Genomic DNA, 18,538 nt, shown 5'->3' on the forward strand with positions numbered 1-18,538 from the left:
ACGCTACCGGGCGGCACGGACGACGTCAGAACGAGCCGGTCACGGCCATCAGCCCGAGGCTCGACAGCGACACGACGACCCACAGCACGAGCCCGAGCACGAGCGGCCGGAACCCGGCGCGCCGGAAGCCGGCGACGTCGGTGGACAGTCCGATCGCGCTGAGCGCCACGGTGATGAGGAACGCGGCGACCGCGGCGATCGCCGGGTGCACCGGCCCCGGGAGGACCCCGGTGGAGTTGACCGCCGCGGCGACGACGAAGCCGATGAGGAACCACGGGACCAGGCGGAACACCCGCCGTGGGGTCCAGCGGACGGCGGGTGTCGGCTCGGCGCCGGCCTCCGACGCGGCGATCGCGGCAGCGGCCTGCTCCCGACGCCCGACGATCCACGCGAGCCCGAGCACGATCGGGATGATCATGAGCGTCCGGACGAGCTTCACGACGACGGCGAAGTTCGCGGCCTGCGTGCCGTAGGTGCTCGCGGCTGCCACCACCGACGACGTGTCGTTCACGGCGGTGCCGGCGAACAGCCCGAACGCGTGCTGGCTCATCCCGAGGGCGTGCCCGACGACCGGGAAGACGATCACCGCGGCGACGTTGAACAGGAAGATCGTGGAGACGGCGTACGCGACCTCGACCGAGAGCGCTCCGATGACCGGCGTGACCGCGGCGATCGCGGACGCCCCGCAGATGCCCGTCCCGACCCCGATGAGCGTGCGCAGGTTGCCGACCACGCCGAGCGCCCGTCCGACCAGCCACGCGGCGACCAGGCAGATCACGAGTGTGCCGAGCATCACGGGCAGCGACTCGACGCCGACGCGCGCGACCTCGAGGAGCGACAGCTGCGCACCGAGCAGCACCACGGCGAGCTGGAGCACGAACTTGCTCGCGGTCGTGATGCCGGGCTTCACCGCGTCGGACGGTCGCCGCACGAGCCCGATCACGGCGCCGAGCACCACCCCGCTCACCGGTGCGCCGACGACGGGCAGGAACCGACCGATCACGGTGGCGACCACGGCGATCCCGGTGGCGAGTGCGAGACCCGGGGCGAGCCTCCTGGCGGTCGTGATGGCGGACATGCCCCCATCCTGCCGCCTGCTCGGCCAGGATCGGACCATGACTGCGACCTTCCGCATCGAGACCGAGCTCGCTGCGTCGCCGGAGCGCGCCTTCGCGGTGTCGCTCGACATCGGCGCGCACGAGCGCTCGATGGCCGCCACCGGCGAGCGGGCCGTCGCCGGCACGACCACCGGATCCATCGGCCTCGGCGAGTCCGTCACGTGGCGTGCCCGCCACCTCGGTGTCGTCTGGCGGATGACGAGCCAGATCACGAGCCTGGAGGCTCCTCACCGGTTCGTCGACGAACAGGTCCGTGGTCCGTTCGCCCGGTTCCGGCACGAGCACCGGTTCGAGCCGTCGGCGCGCGGGACGCGGATGGTCGACACCGTCCCGTTCCGCGCGCCGCTCGGCCCGCTCGGCCGGCTCGCCGAGGTCCTGGTGCTCCGGCGCCACCTGGTGCGGCTGATCGCGGAGCGGAACCGCTCGCTCGCCGCGGAGCTCAGCCCACGTAGCTGAAGGTGCGCACGTAGTCGATGTACAGGTGCCCCGCCGCGCCCCAGTTGCCCACCTGGAACATGTAGCGGTGCGCCGTCCTCGGCACGTTCTTCGTGACCGTCGACACCACCGCGCCGTCGACGAGGTAGCGCACGGACTTCCCCGGGATCCACTCGACCGAGTACGTGTGCCACGTGCGCCACGAGACGCCCGTCGAGACACTCGTCGCGCTGGACTCCTGCCCGGCGACCATCGAGTGCTGGTGGAGCATCGGGGTGGCCTCGAAGTTGCTCTCCGGGAAGTCGATCTCACCCTCGGACCACACGTTCGACGTCGGCCACAGGATGAAGGCCGCGCCGTTCGCCGTGCCGCCGGTGGCCTTCGCCCGGACCTCGAACTTGCCGCCCTTGTGGCCCCAGGCGCCGGTCGGTGTGCCGAAGGTGCCGGCAGCGCCCTTCGCCCCGCCGAGCTTGACGTCCATGACGCCGTTCGCGGCGCTGATCTGCGACCCGGACCAGTACATGCCGCCCGTCCCGTCGGGGTAGGGCTGCCACGAGTTGGCGTAGGTCCTGGCGAACGGTCCGTTGGCGGCGGCGTTCGTCCGGAAGCTCTCCGCGAAGGTCTGCTTGAACGTCGCGGAGGTGGCGGCGGTGGCCGTCGCGCCGGACCCGACCGGCACGGCGACGAGGGCCGCGGAGAGCACTGCGGCGGCCAGCACGGACCGCATGGTGGTGCGTTTCTGCATGAGCTGTCACTCCCTGATGTGACCACGAGACCCCTGTCCCGAGGGGTGTCCGAGCGGCCGCCTCTCAGCCGCTCGCGAGGATGTTACGTGGCACGATCGGCCGGCGGAACGGGGTTGACAGGGCTTCCGTGCCCCCAGTAGAGGGTGCTTGTACCACCACGGATCCCATGGCATGTACAGGTCATCCGGATCACGCCGACAGGTCCGGGTCACGCCGGGGTCCGGGGCGCTGGTCAAGGCGCTGGTCAGTCCTGGGTCGGGACCTGACCGGCGCGGAGCATGGCCTGCTGCAGGAGTTCGACGTCGATCCCGACGTGCTTCCGCGCGATGACGCCGGCGTCCGCGGCGCGTCCGTCACACACGGCGTCGACGAGGGCCTCGTGGTCGTGGAGCGCCCGCTCCTCCATGACGGCCATCCCGTCGGCGGTGCCCCAGAGGTGCGCGGGAGCGGCGATGGAGATCTGAGCCTCGAGGCCGGCGAGCGCCGCGCGCAGGGCCTCGTTGCGGGCGGCCTCGATGATGGTGCGGTGCAGCACCGCGTCGGCCTGCTGCTTCTCGGCGCCGGACGCGGCGGCGCGGAAGGCCTCGAGGCACTGCCGGATGGCCGTGGCCTCAGTCGGCGTGACGCGCTCGGCGGCGGCGGTCGCGAGGGCCCCGTGGAGCAGCGCGATGGCGTCGGCACTGTCCTGGATGCCGGCCCAGCGGGCGAGCAGCACGCGGCCGACGGCCTCGGACGAGGAGTCCGGCCACTGCGTCCGGACGAAGGTGCCGCCGCCACGACCGCGTCGGGTCTCGAGCAGCCCGCGGTCGACCAGCCGGGCGATCGCGCCACGCACGGTGACCCGCGCGACGCCGAGCAGCGCGGCGAGCTCGCGTTCCGGCGGCAGCCCCGTGCCGGGCAGGTACTCCCCCACGGCGACGGCGGTGACCAGGCGGTCCTCGACCTCGTCGACGCGGGTCTCCGGCGCACGAACCGTCACGAGACCCCTCTCCGCCGCGTTGCCCTGTTACGACCACGTTAAACGAGGAGAAAAGGTCTTGCCTGGGACCTTTCGCCCGTCCATGCTGACCGTCATGTCCCGCGTCAGCGAATCCACGATGCCGTTCCAGGACGGCGAGACCTGGTACCGGATCACCACTCCGGACGAACCCGTCCCCGGCGCCCTGCCCCTCGTCGTGCTGCACGGCGGCCCCGGCATGGCCCACGACTACCTCCGCAACCTCGCCGCCCTGGCGGACGAGACCGGACGCACCGTCGTGCACCACGACCAGTTCGGCTGCGGTCGCAGCTCCCACCGGCCGGACGCCCCGGTCGACTCCTGGCAGCCCCAGCTGTTCGTCGACGAGTACACCGCGCTCGTCGAGCACCTGGGCCTCGGGGAGCACCACGTGCTCGGACAGTCCTGGGGCGGGATGCTCGGCGCCGAGATCGCGGTGCGCCAGCCCGAGGGGCTCCGGTCGCTCATGATCTGCAACTCCCCCGCCTCGATGCAGCTCTGGGTCGAGGGCGCCGCCGAGCTCCGCGCGCAGCTGCCCGCCGACGTGCAGGAGGCCCTGACCCGGCACGAGGAGGCCGGCACCACGGACGCCGCGGAGTACGTCGCCGCGACGCAGGTGTTCTACGAGCGCCACGTCTGCCGCGTCGTCCCGAACCACCCGGACTTCGTCGACTCCGAGGCCCAGATGGAGGCGGAACCGACCGTCTACCACACCATGAACGGCCCGAACGAGTTCCACGTCATCGGCACCCTGCGCGACTGGACCGTCATCGACCGGCTCGACCGCGTCACCGTCCCGACGCTCGTCGTCGCCGGCGAGCACGACGAGGCGACCCCCGCCACGTGGGCCCCCTTCGTGGACCGGATCGCCGACGTCCGCCAGCACGTCTTCCCCGGCGCCAGCCACTGCAGCCACCTCGAACAGCCGGAGGAGTTCCGCCGCGTCGTCGCGGCCTTCATGGACGCACACGACGACGCCGGCCGCGACGCCGCCTGACCCGGCCACCACCGGACGGGAGGCTCCCAGCAGCCCGCCACGCGCCTCCCGTCCGCCGCTCCACCGCACCGCCGCTCCACCGCACCGCCGCTCCCCGCACCGCCCCCGCACCGTCCCTCAACCCGAAACGGAACCGTCATGTCGCAGCAGCACACCGAGCTCTCCGCGCAGCAGCAGCTCGAGGCCTACGGCTACAAGCAGGAGCTGAAACGCTCCGTCTCAACCACCGACCTGCTCATCTACGGGCTCGTCTTCATGGTGCCGATCGCCCCGTGGGCGATCTTCGGCACCGTCTACAACGCCTCGTCCGGCATGGTGCCGCTCGTCTACGTCGTCGGACTCGTGGCGATGATCTTCACCGCCCTCGCGTACGCCCAGATGGCGAAGTCGATCCCGCTCGCCGGCAGCGTGTTCTCCTACGTCGGCCGCGGCATCCACCCCACCGCCGGGTTCTTCGCCGGGTGGGCGATCCTGCTCGACTACCTGCTCGTCCCGACGCTGCTCTACGTCTTCGCGGCGGAGAGCATGGTCGGCATCTTCCCCGGCACCCCGCGGTGGCTGTGGGCGCTCGTCTTCGTGGCGGTCAACACCGTGATCAACCTCGCCGGGGTGTCGTCGCTCAAGCTCGCGAACCGCATCTTCCTGCTCATCGAGCTCGTCTTCGTGGTCATCTTCGTCGTCATCGCCGTGACCGCACTCACGGGCGGCACCGTCCCGGACGCGTCGTTCAGCACCGACCAGATCTGGGACCCGGCCAAGGTGTCGGCACCCCTGATCGCGTCGGCGCTGTCGATCGCGGTGCTGAGCTTCCTCGGCTTCGACGGCATCTCGACCCTGTCCGAGGAGTCGACCGGACGCCGCGGCGGAGCAGGCACGGCGATGATCCTGGCGCTCCTCATCGTCGCGTTCCTGTTCGTGCTGCAGACGTGGCTCGCCAGCGCCCTCGCCGGGGGCCGTGCGGCCTTCTCGGACAGTGAGGCGGGCAACGCCTTCTTCACGATCGTCGAGCAGGCGTCGTCGAGCGGCTGGGCGACCGCGTTCTTCGCCGTGAATGTGCTCGCCGTGGGCATCGCGAACGCCATGGCCGCGCAGGCCGCCACCAGCCGCCTGCTCTTCTCGATGAGCCGCGACCGGCAGCTGCCCGCGTTCCTGCACACGCTCAACGGCCGGAAGGTCCCGCAGAACGCGATCATCGTCGTCTCGGTGCTCTCCGCGATCCTGGTGCTGTTCTTCGTCGGGCAGATCGACACGATCTCGTCCCTGGTCAACTTCGGCGCCCTGTTCGGCTTCATGCTCCTGCACGTGTCGGTGTTCGTGCACCACATCGTGAAGGGGAAGTCGCGCAACTGGCTGCTGCACCTCGTCGTGCCGCTCATCGGCTTCCTGATCATCGGCTACGTGCTGCTGAACGCCGCCGTCGAGGCCAAGGTCGGCGGCGTCATCTGGCTCGCCGTCGGCGCCCTCGTGTTCCTGTACTACCGCTTCACCGGCCGGTCCACCGAGGTCGGCGCCGAAGGAGAGATCCGATGACCCCCGACCACCTCCTGCCGAACACGCTCGGCCGCCCGGGCTTCGCCGCTGACCGGGAGCCCGTCCTGACGGTCCGGCCCGGCACCGGCGAGACGATCGGCTTCGAGACGACGGACGCCGTCTACGCCGAGCTCGACGACCACCACGACATGGCGCAGCTGCAGGCGCCGATCAACCCCGTCACCGGGCCGGTCTTCGTCGAGGGCGCCGAGCCCGGCGACACCCTCGCCGTGACCATCCACGCGATCGAGCTGACCACGCACGGCTGGTCGGTCTCGTTGCCGGGCTCGGGTGCACTGCAGCACGTGATGGGCGACCGCGTCTTCGCGCGCCGCTGCCCGATCGAGGACGGGATGGTGCAGGTGTCCGACCGGCACCGGTTCCCCGTCCGACCGATGATCGGCTGCATCGGCACGGCCCCGGCCGAGGGCGAGAACTCGACGATCATGCCGGCCTTCCCCGAGGGCGGGAACATGGACGTCACCGAGGCCCGCCCCGGCTCCACCGTGTACCTGCCCGTCCGCGTGCCCGGGGCGCTGCTGTCCATCGGGGACATCCACGCGCTCATGGCCGAGGGCGAGTCGTCCTTCGTCGCCATCGAGGCCCAGGGCACCGCCGTCGTGTCCGTTGACCTCGTCAAGGGCGGCCCCACGCTGCGGGCACCGCGCATCGAGACGTCGGAGGACTGGCTGTTCGTCGGCCTCGGCGAGCCCGTGCAGGAGAGCGTGCGGCGCGGGTACGAGGACGCCTTCGCGTTCCTCGTCAACGAGCACGGCTGGGACGCCGACGACGCCTACGCGGTCCTCAGCGCCGTCGGTGACTCCAAGCTCGGCGGCCCGACGGGCTCCGGCACGCCGGACCCGCTCCACCCGTTCGCCGCGGTCGGGGCGGTGACGCTGCACCGGGTCCCGAAGTCGGTGCTCTGAGCAGGTGACCGTCCGGAGGCCCGGTGCCGGTCCGTCGGACCGGTGCCGGGCCTCCAGACGGTCCGGTCCACGTCGGCACCACCGGAACGTGCACAGGCGTGTGCAGGAAGATGGGGCCATGGACCAGACCATCCGCTACGTGGCGATCGGCGACAGCTTCTCCGAGGGCATCGGCGACACCGACCCCGTGCCCCTCCCCGGGTGGACGGGGCGCCTCGCGAGCGGACTCGCCGCCCAGACCGGCGCCGAGGTCCAGTACGCCAACCTCGCGGTCCGCGGGCGCCTGCTCGCGGGGGTCCTCGACGGGCAGCTCGACGCGGCACTGGCCCTCGACCCGGCGCCGACGCTCGTCACCTTCTGCGCCGGCGGGAACGACCTGCTCCGGCCACGGTTCGACCCCGCCGCGCTGGCCGCACGACTCGGGCGGGAGATCGAGCGCGTCCTGTCCCGCGGCATCCGGTTCGCCCTGCTGAGCCCGGCCGACCCGAGCGCGCGGATGCCGCTCGGCAGCTTGATCAACCACCGAGGGGACGCCTGGGCCGACGCGCTGGGCAGCCTCGCGGAGCGCCTCGACCTGCCGTTCGTCGACGTGTCCCGCGACCCCCACCTCGGGCGTGCGGAGTTCTGGTCGGACGACCGCCTGCACATGAACGCGACCGGGCACCAGCGGGTCGCGGACCTGGCGCTGCACGCGGTCGCCGACGGCCCCGCACCCGTCGTCCCGACACCGCCCGGTGCCGCACGCACCCGGGTGTCCGAGGAGCTCCGGTACTACCGCCAGCACGTCCTGCCCTGGGTGGGGCGACGGGTGACCCGGCGGTCCTCCGGCGACGGCCGCTCCGCGACGTTCCCCGCGTGGACACCCGTGCCGCCGACCCGGTGACCCGACCCCCCGGAACTGGGTGTGGGACGACGATGGGGGACCACGATGCTGTGCGTCCTGGCAGTCTCATGCGGGTTGCCGCAGCGATGACGCATCGCTCCCGTCCAGCCGGACGGGAGCGTCCCCTCCGCTGCTACAAATCACGAATGACCAGGGGAATCAGGATCGACCACGTGGGCGTCACGGTGCCGTGCATCGACGCAGCCACGATGTTCTTCATGGCGGCGCTCGACGCCGTCGTCCTGTACGACATCAGGCTCCGCGACGAGGCACCGAACGGCACGCCCGAAGCGCATCGGTACCTCGGCATGCCGTCGTCCATGGCGCAGGGGGCGATCCGCATGCTGGCGCTCCCCGAGGGCCCCGGGCTCGAGCTGTTCGAGTACCTGGGCCCGGACCAGCGCGACCCTGCGCACCCGTCCGACCTCGGCTGGCAGCACCTCGCCGTGTACGCGGACGACCTCGACGCGACCCTCGCGAAGGTGGAGGCCGCCGGTGGGCGACGCAACTCCGACCCGCGCGACCTGCGCGGTCCCGAGGCGGGCGCCGGCAACCGGTTCGTGTACACCCGCACCCCGTGGGGCTCGACGCTCGAGATCGTGAGCTACCCGACGCCGCAGCCGTACCTCGCGCACGCGCCGCGGCCCAAGTGGGCCCCGGTGTCGGAGACGGACACGATCGCCTTCGCGATCTGACACGACCTGATCCGACCCTCCGGTCCGGGCTGGTCCGGAGGGGCGTCGGTCTGGTCGCCGCGGCTCGTCAGGGAGCCGTGATCGTGACCGTCCGGGACGCCTCCGCGCCGTCGCCCATCTGGGACGTCACGGCGAGCGTCGCGTCACCCAGGGGGAGGTCGGCCGGCAGGGTGAACCGCCCACGGACGGTGTACCGCTCGCCGACCGCCCGGTCCACGGTCGCCAGCACGTACTCGTGCCCCGTGGACGCCGGAGTGACGGACACCGCGACGTCCTCGGCCGTCCGGTTCACGCCGCCCGTGTCCTCGCACGTCGCGGTCATCCAGTCGACGCTGAGCTCGACGGCACCACCGGGGTGCAGGGCCGACTCCCCGAGCTCGATCTCCTTGACGGCACACGAGCCCGAGGCGCCCGACGAGACCACCCCGCAGCCCGACAACGCGAGGACGAGCACCAGAGCCGGGACGCCGATCGCCGGCGTCGCCGCCCGCCACCGTGCCCCTGCCCGCCGTCGGCGTGTGCTCGCCCGTGCGCCCGTCGTCCACCTCACAGTCGCAGTGAACCATCCTCAGACGCGGAGTGGGATCACGATCGGACGACGGTCAGCTCCGGCAGGGGACGGTCGGTGTCGGCCACGTGGGTGAGCTTCGCCGTGACCGGGGCGAACAGCTTCGACATCAGGACCTTGTCCGCGACCCGTCGGGCAGCCAGGCCGAGCCGTGTCTGCGGGTAGGCGAAGTGCACGATGCCCTTCGGGATGCCCTGGATCTGGTCGACCAACGGCCGGAGCCAGGAGTCGAAGGACCCGAACGCCCGGTCGAGGTCGGCCTGCGTGAGCGCGTCGTCCCCGCGGTCCACCGCCTGCAGCGACGCGGCGAGCACGTAGCCGCTCGTGAGCGCGAGCGACGCACCTCCCCCGCCCATCGGCGTGACGCACCAGGCAGCGTCCCCGATCACGCAGACGCGGCCACGCTGCCAGCGCGGCATCCGGATCTGGGTCAGCTCGTCGAGGTACACGTCGTCCGAGACCGCGAAGCCGTCGAGCACGCGGTCGGTCTGCCACCCGGCGTCGGCGTACCGCTCCCGCAGCTTCGCGAGCACCGCCGCCCGGTCGAGGCCGACCAGGTCGTCGACACCGGCGTGCGCCAGGATCGCCCGGGTCGTGCCGTACGGGTCGGGGCGCAGGTGCACCTGACGCCCGCCGACCGTGGTGTACCAGCGCCAGCGGTCGTCGTCGGACGGGATGCGCGGGATCGTCCCGAACACCATCGTGACGCCGAGGTCGCGCTCGTCCACGTCGCCGTCGTCCGCGAAGACCTTGTCGCGCGTCCGGGAGCGCACGCCCTCGGCGACCACCAGCAGGTCGGCGTGCAGGACACGGCCGGCACTGGTCGTGACCGTCACACGGTCCGGCACGACGCTCGCGGCACCGTCCTCGACGTCCTGGATCGTCTCGCCGTAGACGAACTGCACACCGTCGGGGAGGTCGTCGAGGACCACCCGGGCGAAGTCCCCGCGGAGCACCTCGAGCTCGGCGGTGGCCCCGTCCGGACCGTCCGACGGCAGCTCGGCCGTGACCCGGCCGTCGCGGTCGACGAGCACCGTGCCCGTCTCCGTCGTGTTCACCGCCCGGATCGCGTCGACGAGACCCATCCGGTCGAGCACCTCGCGGGCGACACCGCGGACGTCCACGTTCTGGCCGCCGTCGCGGAAGGCCGAGGCTCGTTCGACGACGGTGACGTCCCAGCCCGCGTGACGGAGCCACCAGGCGGCCGAGAGGCCTGCGATGCTGGCTCCGGAGATCACTGCGTGTCGTGCGGTCATGTGCTGCTCCTCTGTGCGGGACGGGACTCACGGTTCGCGCCACCCGTCATGCTTTACAGTAAAGACACTACACAGCAAAGGAACCTGGATGCCCGGACTCGATCCCCTGGCCGTCGACTGGGACGACGACCAGGTCACGGTGATGCACCGACTCCGCGACTGGGCGGTGACGTTCGACGAGCTGAACCGGCACCTGTCGACGTGGATGGACCTGCCGGTCTCGGACGCGAACGCGCTCGGGCAGATCGTCTGGGCGGAGCAGGGCGGCGATCCCCTGTCGCCGGCACGGCTCGCCCGGCTGATCGGCATGACCTCGGGAGCGACCTCGATCCTGATCGACCGGCTCGAGGCCGCCGGGCACGTCGCCCGTCACCGGGAGAGCACCGACCGACGCCGGGTCGCCCTCCGCCCCACGGACGCGGCACGAGCCGAGAGCGCCCGCTTCCTCGGCTTCGCCGGGTCCGAGATCGCGGAGACCGTGCAGGGCACCGACCCCGAGGAGACCCGTGTCGTGATTGCGTTCCTCGCGCGCATGACCGCCGCGGCCGCAGCCGCGAACGCCCGTCTCACGGCGCAGCCGCGGCCGTCGGCGGCGGACGCCGACCCGGATCGGGCGACGACGTCAGGGACGGCGGCGCGGGGCGCTGCTCACGCGCCCGGCGCCCACGGCATGCCGACGACGTAGGTCGCGGTGCGCCTCCCGGTCAGGGCATGCGGGAATGTGACACCGGTGGGACGGAAGCCGGCCGCCTCGTAGAGCCGCAGGGCCGGCAGGTTGTCGTCGAGGGCGTGCAGGACCACCGCGGGGTGCCCGGCGGCGCCCGCCGCCTCGACGGCGGCGACGAGGAGCGCGCGGCCGACACCGCGGGCCTGCAGGTCGGGCCGGACGGCCAGGAGCGAGAGGTAGGCGGCGTCGGGCGGGTCCGTCGGGCGTCCCGTGCCGGGCGCGGTGACGAGCACGAACCCGTCCAGCAGAGCAGTCGGGTCCGCTGACGCCACCAGGCACGCCACCCGCGGGACCGCGAACTTCGCCTCGGCCCGGACCCGCACCGCGGAGTCCTCGGGCACGCCGTCCCGAGCTGCGACGGCCGCGGTCCAGACGTCGACGCAGGCGGGGTCCTCGTCCGGGGTGGCTGCACGCACGACCACGGACGACTCGATCACCCGGTCAGCCTACGGCCGCCCCGCTGCGCACCCGGAACCCCGCGCCGCGGTGCTCGTCGGGCAGCCGGTCGCCGCGCCCGTGCAGCTTGTGGCGCAGCGAGCCCTCGACGTAGGCCTCCGGGTAGGCACCCCGGGCCCGCAGCTCGGGCACGACGAACTCGATGACGTCCTCCCACGTGCCCGGCGTGACGGCGTAGGCGAGGTTGAAGCCGTCGACGTCGGTCTGTTCCTGGATCTCCTGCAGCTGCGTGGCGATCGTGGCCCCGCCGCCGACGGCCACCGGGCCGAGCCCGCCGATCGCCGTGTGCCGGGCGAGGTCGCGGATGGTCCACGTCGCACCGTCGGAGCCCGTCGCCGCGGAGATGTTCGCCGCCGCGGACTGGATCGCGTTCGAGTCGACCTGGCCGAGGGGCTCGTCGAGGTCCCACTGCGACAGGTCGACGCCCATCCAGCCCGAGTTCAGCACGAGCGCGCCGAGCTCGGACGCGTACGACAGGTAGTCCTCGTACTTCGCCTGCGCGAGCTCGTCGGTGGCGTCCGTGATGACCGTCAGCAGCGTGTAGACCTTCGCCGCGTACCGGTCCCGCCCGGCGGCTTCGAGGGCGTCCCGGATCTTCGTCACCGTCGCGGTGAGCTGGGGCAGCGTGGGCGCCCCGACGAAGACCGCCTCGGCGTTCTCGGCCGCGAACGCGATCCCCCGCGGTGAGGCCCCGGCCTGGTAGATCACCGGCGTGCGCTGGACCGACGGCTCGGACAGGTGGATCCCCGGCACGTCGAAGTGCTCACCGTGGTGCTCGATCGGGTGCACCTTCGACGGGTCGGTGAACACGCCGGTCTCGCGGTCCTCGACGACGGCGTCGTCCTCCCACGAGCCCTCCCACAGCTTGTAGAGCACCTCGAGGTACTCGTCGGCCACGTCGTACCGGTCGTCGTGGCTCAGCTGGTCGGTCTGGCCCATGTTCCGCGCGGCGCTCGGCAGGTACCCGGTGACGACGTTCCAGCCGACGCGGCCCTTCGTCAGGTGGTCGAGCGTCGAGACCCGACGCGCGAAGGGGTAGGGGTGCTCGTAGGCCGTCCCGGCGGTGATGCCGAACCCGAGGTGCTCGGTGACCGACGCCATCGCGGACACGAGCAGGATCGGGTCGTTGACCGGCACCTGCGACCCGGTGCGGAGCGCGGCCTCGTTCGACCCGCCGTAGACGTCGTACGTGCCGAGCACGTCGGCGATGAAGATGCCGTCGAACGCCCCGCGCTCCAGCGTCTTCGCCAGGTCCGTCCAGTACGTCAGGTCGCGGTAGTCCCTGGACCGGTCGCGCGGGTGGCGCCACAGCCCGGAGGACTGGTGGGCGACGCAGTTCATGTCGAACGCGTTGAAGCGGATCTGCCGGGTGGGGTTCGTCGTGTCCGTCACGAGCGCGACGCTACGACCGCGCACCGCGTCCGGCACCCAAGGTGACGAAGGATGACGGGAGGCTCGGCTCGCCTCCGCCGCGAATTCGTCGCGACGAATCCTCCTGACCAGGCCTTTTCCGGTCGGAGGCTCGTCAGCGGGATGGCAGGATCGTTCCGTCCCGAGACGCCGGAGTCTTGCAACCCCCACCTCGGAAGGCGCTCCCCATGTCGTTCTGGGCCCTGTTCCTCATCGCGCTCGGCGTCTCCGCCGACGCCTTCGCCGTCGCGCTCGGCAAGGGCCTGCACATGCGGCGGTTCGACGTCCGGCACGCGGTCGTGATCGCCGTCGCGTTCGGTGTCTTCCAGGCGGGCATGCCGCTCGTCGGGTGGCTGCTCGGCACCACGTTCGCCAAGTCGATCGCCGGTGTGGACCACTGGGTGGCCTTCGGGCTGCTCACGCTCGTCGGCGGCAAGATGCTCTGGGAGGCCGTCCGCGGCGGTCAGGACGACGCGGAGGACACCGACCGCCTGCCCGTCCGCGAGCTCCTCGTGCTGTCCCTCGCCACGAGCATCGACGCCCTCGCGGTCGGGGTGACGCTGGCGTTCCTGCCGGTGTCCATCGGTTGGGCGGTGCTGCTCATCGGCGTCACGACCGCCGTGCTGTCCTTCGTCGGCGTGGTCGTGGGGCGTCGGGTCGGCGCGCGCTTCGGACGTCCCGCGGAGGTCGTCGGCGGGGTGGTCCTCATCCTCATCGGCGTGCAGATCGTGCTGGAACACACCGGCGTGCTCGGTGCCCTCGGGGCGGTCGGGGCCGCCGGCTGAGCGGCCGCGCCCCGCGGGTCCGGGGTCAGACGATCTCGGCGATCAGCACCCGGACACGGTCCCGGATGTCGTCGCGGATCGGACGGACCGCGTCGAGGTCGAGCCCCGCCGGGTCGGTCAGCTCCCAGTCCTCGTAGCGCTTCCCGGGGAACACCGGGCAGGCGTCGCCGCACCCCATCGTCACCACGACGTCGGCGGCGGCGACCGCGTCGGTGCTGAGCAGCGCCGGCTGTTCGTTGCGGATGTCGATGCCCTCCTCGAGCATGGCCTGCACCACGACGGGGTTCAGCTGGTCGGCCGGCTCGGACCCGGCGCTCCGCACGGCGATCCGGTCCCCGGCGAGGTGCTGCAGGTACGCGGCGGCCATCTGGGAGCGTCCGGCGTTGTGGACGCAGACGAACAGGACGGTGGGGACGGGCTCGGTCGACACGACAGCATGATCGCACCGATCCGATGCGGCCGCCGGACGGGAGGCTCGTGGCGGGCCCGCCACGAGCCTCCCGTCCGCTGCTCACCGGGTGGGGAACCGGACCTCCGCCTCCGCGCCGCCGGTCGGTCGGTTCGTCAGCCGGACGGATCCGCCGCCCCGCTCCGCCGTCGCCCGGACCAGGGCCAGACCCAGACCGCTGCCGCCGAGCCCGGACCGCCGGGCGGGGTCGGCGCGGGTGAACCGGTCGAAGGCCCGCGGGAGGAACGCCTCCGCGATGCCGGGACCGTCGTCGACGACCCGCAGCACCAGGTCGTGCGTGTCGTCCTGCAGGAGCGTGATCCGCACGACGACACCGGTGTCAGCCGCGGCGACCGCGTTGGCGACGAGGTTGTCGACGACACGGGCGAACGCCGCCGGTCCGACCGGGTACCGCTCCCCGAGTGCCGGGACCTCGACCTCGAAGTCGATGTCCGCGCCGGTGCCGGTGCCGGCCAGGGTGCGCATCCGGTCGACGGACCCCATCAGCTCCGTGACCAGGTCGGCGGCGGCCGTCTCCGGGGGTGGGCCCTGCTCGTCGAGCCGGCTGAGTTCGAGCATCGTGTTCGCCAGGGCGACGAGCCGTCCGGCGTCGACCTCCGCCGCGTCGAGTTCGCGTTCCAGGGCGTCGGCGTCCCCGGCTGCCCGGTGCGCGAGTTCGAGCCGCGCAGTGAGGGCAGCGAGGGGCGTCCGGAGTTCGTGGCTCGCATCGGCGATCATCCGGTGCTCACGCTCGGTGTTCTCCCGCTGCCGGTCGATGAAGGCGTTCAGGGTGCGCGCGAGCTCAGCCACCTCGTCCTGGGACGACCCGATCGGCAGGTGACCGCCGACGGCCCCGGTGCTCAGCAGCTCGGCGGTGCGGCGCATCCGCGACACCGGCCGGAGTGCGAGCGTCGTCAGCAGCCAGGCCGTCCCCGCGAAGGCCGCGAGCGCCAACAGCGTGCCGATGACCAGCGACCGGTCGACGCTGGCGACCGTCTCCTCGCCGGCCCGACCGTCGTGGGCCGCCCAGACGACGTACGTCCCGCGGTCGTTCGTCACCGGGGTGCCGATGACCGTCGCCGCTCGGCGGTCCGTGTGCAGCCGCAGGGTGACCGTGCGGTCGGGGATGCCCGGCGGCAGCACGAGCCGGAGGTCCTCGGGCAGGGAGTCGGCGACCCAGCGACCGCCCTCGGTCCGGATCGCGACCAGGACGTCCGCAGCGGGGATGTCCGGCGGCTCCTCCGGGTCCTGGTGCAGGTCGGCGACGAAGGCCGCGGCGTCCCCGGCGGCGAGCGACCGGTCCGCCTCGAGCGTCGCGTGCTCGATCTGCTCGTGCAGGACGAAGGCGACGCCGCTCAGGACGACGGCGCCGATGACGACGCTGCCGAGCGTGATCCGAGCCCGGATCGACAGCCACCGGAACGGCGTCACGGGGTGGCCTCGGCCTCGACGTCGAGCGCGTAGCCGACGCCGCGGACGGTGCGGATGACGAGGTCCGCTCCGGACGCCTGGAGCTTCTTCCGCACGTAGCTGACGTACTGGTCGACGATCGTCGGGTCGAAGTGCTCGGCACTGCCCCAGACCTCCTCGAGGACCTCGGCGCGTGACCGGGGCAGCGGCGAGCCCTGGATGAGGAAGCGCAGCAGGGAGAACTCCTTCACGCTGAGCGGCAGGTCACGACCGCGGACGGAGGCCCGGACCGCGACGACGTCGAGCCGCACGACGCCGGCCTGCACGATCGTGGCCGACCCGGCAGCACGCCGCCGGAGCTGCGCCCGGATCCGCGCGTTCAGCTCCGCGATGGCGAAGGGCTTCGTCAGGTAGTCGTCCGCGCCGGAGTCGAGACCGAACACGCGGTCGTCGACGGCGTCCCTCGCGGTCACGAGGATCACGGGCAGGTCCTGTCCCGCCTCGCGGAGCCGCCGACAGACCTCGAACCCGGTCATGTCCGGCAGCATGACGTCGATCGCGGCGGCGTCGAAGGACCCCGTCCCGCCGTGTCGGAGCGCCGCGGCGCCGTCGGACACGAGCGTCACCGTGTGGCCCTCGATCGTCAGGCCACGCTCGACGAGGGCGCCCATCGCCGGGTCGTCCTCGACCACCAGGATCGCCGCCACGGTCAGACCCCGCCGCCGGCCCCCGACGGACGCCGCCCGCCGCACTCGGGTGTGGCGCGGGACGCTTCGGGTCGGGGCATCCGCTCAGCCAACCAGCATCGCGCCCCGGCGTTCGTGTGAACCTTCGAACGATGCCACCCCGGCCGACCGTGTCCGGCGGGGTTACCGTCTGCCCCATGACCGTTCCCTCCACCCGGGCCGCTGCGCGCGACGTCAGCGTCGCCGCCGGACCTCGTCGCGTCTTCGCGGCCCTCGTGGGGCTGACCGTCCTGTTCGTCTTCCTGCAGTCGCTCACCGCCGGGGAGTTCATCTCCGACGGGCTGTCGCAGGGGGCGAAGGAGGTCTGGACGGACGCGCACGGACTCATCGCCTACCCGGTGATGGTGTTCGCACTCGCCGCCGCGGTCGTCGGTGCCCTCCGCCTGCGTGCGGCCCGGGGTGCCGTCGTCGGTGCGGCGGTGCTGTTCGTCCTCGCCGTGGTCCAGTGGCTGCTCGGCCACTGCATCACCACGCTCGGCTGGGACTGGGTCACCCCGTGGCACGTCGTGCTCGCGTTCGTCGTCTACGGACTCTCGATCTGGCTCTCGGTGCGCTCGGCGGCGCTCCGACGAGGCCGCTAGAACCCGCGGTGCCCGAGCGCGTTCCCCCCTCTCGCTCGGGCATCGTGTGGTCCGCACCCGCTCTGACCTAGCAGGACGGTGTGCGCGAGCCGGTGGGGCGGCGGACCCGACCCCGCTCCACCGGCACAGCACGGATCGGCCGCGCCCCTGGTACGTTCCGGGGAACAGGAGGCGTCATGCAGATCCTCATCGTCATCGCCAGGGCCGTCGCGGCTGGGCTGGTGTCCGCCGCGAAGACCATCGGGGCCATGGGCGGCGCGCACACGCACGACCTGGAGTCGCAGCGGGCGCTGTACCACCAGAAGCGGGACGAGTACCGCCCGTAGCCGAGGGGCGGGGCTCGGGCCTCTGAGCCTGGTCCGATCCGCGACACCGGCCACCGCCTGCACGCACACCGCTTCCGTGACGCCCGGTGACACGCGCCGCGACGGGCGCTCGACCGCGTGCCTAGGCTCCGTTCATCGGCGGCCCGCGCCGATCCCGAACCCAGGAGGACCGGCATGCCAGGACCGTCCATCGCCGACCAGGTCGACACCTTCAACGACGGCTTCACCGCACAGATCGGTCCCGACCTGTCCGCGGTGTTCGACGCCGAGCAGTCCGCGCTCCGGTCGGCGGGCGTGCCGTCGAGCGTCGTCGGCGTGGGCGACCAGGTCCCCGACGCCGACCTCCTGACGCCGACCGGCGCGGCCACCACCCTCGTCGGTGAACTGGGCGGAGCACCGGCCGTCGTGGTCTTCTACCGGGGCGCCTGGTGCCCGTACTGCAACCTCACGCTCCGCACGTACCAGCAGGAGCTGCTCCCCGAGCTGCAGGAGCGCGGGACGCGGCTCATCGCCGTCTCGCCGCAGACGCCCGAGGGCTCGGAACAGGCCGTCGCGAACGGAGCGCTCGAGTTCCCCGTGCTGTCCGACCCCGAGAACGCCCTGGCGGGACGCCTCGGGATCGTGACCGCGCCGAGCGCCGAGGCACGAGCGGCGCACACCGAACTCGGCTTCGACGTCGCGGACAGCAACGCGGACCACACGGCGCAGATCCCGTTCCCCTCGGTCGTCGTGGTCGACGCCGCCGGGGTCGTGCGGTTCGTCGACGTCAAGGTCGACTACACCGAACGCACCGAGGTGGCGACGGTCCTGGCCGCGGTCGACCGGGCCGTGCTCAGCTGACCGGGAAGCGCTCGGCGCCCGCCTGCGCCGACGTCACCAGGTCGTCACCGGCGAGGGCCTGGTCCGTCCCGAGCACGGCGACCCAGCGGTCGGTCGTCGCGACGGAGGCGAAGTTGGACTGCAGCACCGCCATCAGCGTGCGGTGCACGGTCTCCGCGTCGGCCTGACCCGCGGCGTTCGCGATGCTGATCGCACCCGTGGCGTCGGAGAGCACCTCGACCGCGATGGCGTGCGTCTCAGCCTCGGCCGCGCTCGCGATGATGCAGTTGTTCGTCATGTAGCCCACCAGCGTGATCGTGTCGACGTCCCGCTCGCGCAGCCATGCGAGCAGGTCGGTGCCGGCGAACACCGAGCCGAACTGCTTCGTGACCCGCTTCCAGTCGTCCTGCCGGCGGGACTGCACCTCGGGGTGCAGCGCGTACTCGGGGGTCGTGGGGTTGAACACCGGCGCGCTGGCGCCGCCGGAGTGCTGCACGACGACGACGGGGACGCCGGCCTCGGTCGCGGCGTCGATGGCAGCCGTGATCCGGGGCAGGGACTCGGTGTGGGCGGGGTACTGGATCTCCAGGGGGCCGGAGAAGTACTGCTGCTGGACGTCGACGAGGACGAGGGCACGGTTCGGGGTGGTCATGTCACCAGCCTGCACCCCGGACGGGAG

The 18,538-nt window shown here is 72.3% G+C and carries 22 protein-coding genes; 11 read left to right on the plus strand and 11 right to left on the minus strand.

Translation table 11 applies throughout. From position 1 onward, the window contains the following. Nucleotides 1-25: 25 nt before the first annotated feature. Nucleotides 26-1,078 carry a YeiH family protein gene (locus tag OVA28_RS17170; RefSeq protein WP_268097820.1) on the minus strand — a complete coding sequence of 351 codons (1,053 nt, stop codon included), beginning with the start codon at nucleotides 1,076-1,078 and terminating at the stop codon, nucleotides 26-28. A gap of 37 nt (nucleotides 1,079-1,115) precedes the next feature. Between OVA28_RS17170 and OVA28_RS17175 the strand changes: the two genes are divergently transcribed. Further along, entirely contained in the window at nucleotides 1,116-1,574 is a 459-nt protein-coding gene (locus OVA28_RS17175) for an SRPBCC family protein (protein ID WP_268097821.1), read from the plus strand. Here the strand turns inward: OVA28_RS17175 and OVA28_RS17180 are convergent. Together OVA28_RS17180 and OVA28_RS17185 are read right to left on the minus strand one after the other, a co-directional pair. Continuing rightward, entirely contained in the window at nucleotides 1,558-2,298 is a 741-nt protein-coding gene (locus tag OVA28_RS17180; protein ID WP_194662409.1) for a glycoside hydrolase family 16 protein, read from the minus strand. The genes OVA28_RS17175 and OVA28_RS17180 overlap by 17 nt on opposite strands. Nucleotides 2,299-2,543: 245 nt before the next feature. After that, nucleotides 2,544-3,278: a FadR/GntR family transcriptional regulator gene (locus OVA28_RS17185; RefSeq protein WP_268097822.1), complete on the minus strand. Its 735-nt coding sequence runs from the start codon at nucleotides 3,276-3,278 to the stop codon at nucleotides 2,544-2,546. Between the two features lie 94 nt (nucleotides 3,279-3,372). On the opposite strand from OVA28_RS17185, the gene OVA28_RS17190 reads away from it, so the two are divergent. From OVA28_RS17190 to OVA28_RS17210, 5 genes are all read left to right on the plus strand, one after another. After that, a complete protein-coding gene (locus OVA28_RS17190; RefSeq protein ID WP_268097823.1) occupies nucleotides 3,373-4,293 on the plus strand; it encodes a proline iminopeptidase-family hydrolase in 921 nt (306 codons plus the stop codon). A 138-nt stretch (nucleotides 4,294-4,431) separates the two neighbouring features. Then, a complete protein-coding gene (locus OVA28_RS17195) occupies nucleotides 4,432-5,823 on the plus strand; it encodes an APC family permease (RefSeq protein ID WP_268097824.1) in 1,392 nt (463 codons plus the stop codon). Continuing rightward, nucleotides 5,820-6,749, plus strand: a complete 930-nt coding sequence (locus OVA28_RS17200; protein ID WP_268097825.1) for an acetamidase/formamidase family protein — start codon at nucleotides 5,820-5,822, stop codon at nucleotides 6,747-6,749. Before OVA28_RS17195 ends, OVA28_RS17200 begins: the two co-directional genes overlap by 4 nt. Before the next feature lie 118 nt (nucleotides 6,750-6,867). Then, a complete protein-coding gene (locus OVA28_RS17205; protein WP_268097826.1) occupies nucleotides 6,868-7,632 on the plus strand; it encodes an SGNH/GDSL hydrolase family protein in 765 nt (254 codons plus the stop codon). A 146-nt stretch (nucleotides 7,633-7,778) separates the two neighbouring features. Further along, nucleotides 7,779-8,327: a VOC family protein gene (locus OVA28_RS17210; protein WP_268097827.1), complete on the plus strand. Its 549-nt coding sequence runs from the start codon at nucleotides 7,779-7,781 to the stop codon at nucleotides 8,325-8,327. Nucleotides 8,328-8,394: 67 nt separating this feature from the next. On the opposite strand, the gene OVA28_RS17215 is transcribed toward OVA28_RS17210, so the two are convergent. Beyond that, nucleotides 8,395-8,877 (minus strand): hypothetical protein, encoded by a 483-nt coding sequence (locus OVA28_RS17215; protein WP_268097828.1) that lies wholly within the window; start codon nucleotides 8,875-8,877, stop codon nucleotides 8,395-8,397. A 35-nt stretch (nucleotides 8,878-8,912) separates the two neighbouring features. Then, a complete protein-coding gene (locus OVA28_RS17220; RefSeq protein ID WP_268097829.1) occupies nucleotides 8,913-10,151 on the minus strand; it encodes an FAD-dependent monooxygenase in 1,239 nt (412 codons plus the stop codon). An 88-nt stretch (nucleotides 10,152-10,239) separates the two neighbouring features. Here OVA28_RS17220 and OVA28_RS17225 point away from each other — a divergent pair, with 88 nt between their 5' ends. Further along, nucleotides 10,240-10,836 (plus strand): MarR family winged helix-turn-helix transcriptional regulator, encoded by a 597-nt coding sequence (locus OVA28_RS17225; protein WP_268097830.1) that lies wholly within the window; start codon nucleotides 10,240-10,242, stop codon nucleotides 10,834-10,836. On the opposite strand, the gene OVA28_RS17230 is transcribed toward OVA28_RS17225, so the two are convergent. Continuing rightward, nucleotides 10,800-11,315 (minus strand): GNAT family N-acetyltransferase, encoded by a 516-nt coding sequence (locus OVA28_RS17230; protein ID WP_194662423.1) that lies wholly within the window; start codon nucleotides 11,313-11,315, stop codon nucleotides 10,800-10,802. The two genes, OVA28_RS17225 and OVA28_RS17230, sit on opposite strands and share 37 nt — an antisense overlap. Before the next feature lie 4 nt (nucleotides 11,316-11,319). After that, nucleotides 11,320-12,726, minus strand: a complete 1,407-nt coding sequence (locus OVA28_RS17235) for an LLM class flavin-dependent oxidoreductase (RefSeq protein WP_268097831.1) — start codon at nucleotides 12,724-12,726, stop codon at nucleotides 11,320-11,322. 206 nt (nucleotides 12,727-12,932) lie between these two features. On the opposite strand from OVA28_RS17235, the gene OVA28_RS17240 reads away from it, so the two are divergent. Further along, nucleotides 12,933-13,529, plus strand: coding sequence for a manganese efflux pump MntP (locus OVA28_RS17240; RefSeq protein ID WP_194662425.1), 597 nt, complete (start codon nucleotides 12,933-12,935; stop codon nucleotides 13,527-13,529). 25 nt (nucleotides 13,530-13,554) lie between these two features. On the opposite strand, the gene OVA28_RS17245 is transcribed toward OVA28_RS17240, so the two are convergent. The 3 genes from OVA28_RS17245 to OVA28_RS17255 form a co-directional block, all read right to left on the minus strand. After that, a complete protein-coding gene (locus OVA28_RS17245) occupies nucleotides 13,555-13,959 on the minus strand; it encodes an arsenate reductase ArsC (RefSeq protein ID WP_268097833.1) in 405 nt (134 codons plus the stop codon). Nucleotides 13,960-14,040: 81 nt separating this feature from the next. Continuing rightward, complete coding sequence (locus tag OVA28_RS17250) at nucleotides 14,041-15,408, minus strand: sensor histidine kinase (RefSeq protein WP_268097834.1); 1,368 nt, start codon at nucleotides 15,406-15,408, stop codon at nucleotides 14,041-14,043. Further along, nucleotides 15,405-16,094 (minus strand): response regulator transcription factor, encoded by a 690-nt coding sequence (locus OVA28_RS17255; protein WP_268097835.1) that lies wholly within the window; start codon nucleotides 16,092-16,094, stop codon nucleotides 15,405-15,407. Before OVA28_RS17255 ends, OVA28_RS17250 begins: the two co-directional genes overlap by 4 nt. 176 nt (nucleotides 16,095-16,270) lie before the next feature. Here OVA28_RS17255 and OVA28_RS17260 point away from each other — a divergent pair, with 176 nt between their 5' ends. The 3 genes from OVA28_RS17260 to OVA28_RS17270 all read left to right on the plus strand — a co-directional run bounded on the left by OVA28_RS17260 (nucleotide 16,271) and on the right by OVA28_RS17270 (nucleotide 17,880). Further along, on the plus strand, nucleotides 16,271-16,714 hold the full coding sequence (locus tag OVA28_RS17260) for a hypothetical protein (RefSeq protein ID WP_268097836.1): 444 nt from the start codon (nucleotides 16,271-16,273) through the stop codon (nucleotides 16,712-16,714). Nucleotides 16,715-16,890: 176 nt separating this feature from the next. Next, nucleotides 16,891-17,040, plus strand: coding sequence for a hypothetical protein (locus OVA28_RS17265; protein WP_268097838.1), 150 nt, complete (start codon nucleotides 16,891-16,893; stop codon nucleotides 17,038-17,040). 174 nt (nucleotides 17,041-17,214) lie between these two features. Continuing rightward, on the plus strand, nucleotides 17,215-17,880 hold the full coding sequence (locus OVA28_RS17270; RefSeq protein ID WP_268097840.1) for a peroxiredoxin-like family protein: 666 nt from the start codon (nucleotides 17,215-17,217) through the stop codon (nucleotides 17,878-17,880). Here OVA28_RS17270 and OVA28_RS17275 read toward each other — a convergent pair. After that, a complete protein-coding gene (locus OVA28_RS17275; protein ID WP_268097842.1) occupies nucleotides 17,873-18,511 on the minus strand; it encodes an isochorismatase family protein in 639 nt (212 codons plus the stop codon). The genes OVA28_RS17270 and OVA28_RS17275 overlap by 8 nt on opposite strands. Nucleotides 18,512-18,538: the final 27 nt, after the last annotated feature.

This window comes from Curtobacterium sp. SL109, assembly GCF_026672405.1.
Lineage (GTDB): Bacteria > Actinomycetota > Actinomycetes > Actinomycetales > Microbacteriaceae > Curtobacterium.

Coding starts and splice junctions, on each gene's coding strand:
- OVA28_RS17200 (WP_268097825.1), top strand. CDS start 5,820: ATGACCCCCGACCACCTCCTGCCGAACACGCTCGGCCGCCCGGGCTTC.
- OVA28_RS17205 (WP_268097826.1), top strand. CDS start 6,868: ATGGACCAGACCATCCGCTACGTGGCGATCGGCGACAGCTTCTCCGAG.
- OVA28_RS17275 (WP_268097842.1), bottom strand. CDS start 18,511: ATGACCACCCCGAACCGTGCCCTCGTCCTCGTCGACGTCCAGCAGCAG.
- OVA28_RS17180 (WP_194662409.1), bottom strand. CDS start 2,298: ATGCAGAAACGCACCACCATGCGGTCCGTGCTGGCCGCCGCAGTGCTC.
- OVA28_RS17270 (WP_268097840.1), top strand. CDS start 17,215: ATGCCAGGACCGTCCATCGCCGACCAGGTCGACACCTTCAACGACGGC.
- OVA28_RS17195 (WP_268097824.1), top strand. CDS start 4,432: ATGTCGCAGCAGCACACCGAGCTCTCCGCGCAGCAGCAGCTCGAGGCC.
- OVA28_RS17175 (WP_268097821.1), top strand. CDS start 1,116: ATGACTGCGACCTTCCGCATCGAGACCGAGCTCGCTGCGTCGCCGGAG.
- OVA28_RS17190 (WP_268097823.1), top strand. CDS start 3,373: ATGTCCCGCGTCAGCGAATCCACGATGCCGTTCCAGGACGGCGAGACC.
- OVA28_RS17170 (WP_268097820.1), bottom strand. CDS start 1,078: ATGTCCGCCATCACGACCGCCAGGAGGCTCGCCCCGGGTCTCGCACTC.
- OVA28_RS17265 (WP_268097838.1), top strand. CDS start 16,891: ATGCAGATCCTCATCGTCATCGCCAGGGCCGTCGCGGCTGGGCTGGTG.
- OVA28_RS17240 (WP_194662425.1), top strand. CDS start 12,933: ATGTCGTTCTGGGCCCTGTTCCTCATCGCGCTCGGCGTCTCCGCCGAC.
- OVA28_RS17225 (WP_268097830.1), top strand. CDS start 10,240: ATGCCCGGACTCGATCCCCTGGCCGTCGACTGGGACGACGACCAGGTC.
- OVA28_RS17260 (WP_268097836.1), top strand. CDS start 16,271: ATGACCGTTCCCTCCACCCGGGCCGCTGCGCGCGACGTCAGCGTCGCC.
- OVA28_RS17210 (WP_268097827.1), top strand. CDS start 7,779: ATGACCAGGGGAATCAGGATCGACCACGTGGGCGTCACGGTGCCGTGC.
- OVA28_RS17220 (WP_268097829.1), bottom strand. CDS start 10,151: ATGACCGCACGACACGCAGTGATCTCCGGAGCCAGCATCGCAGGCCTC.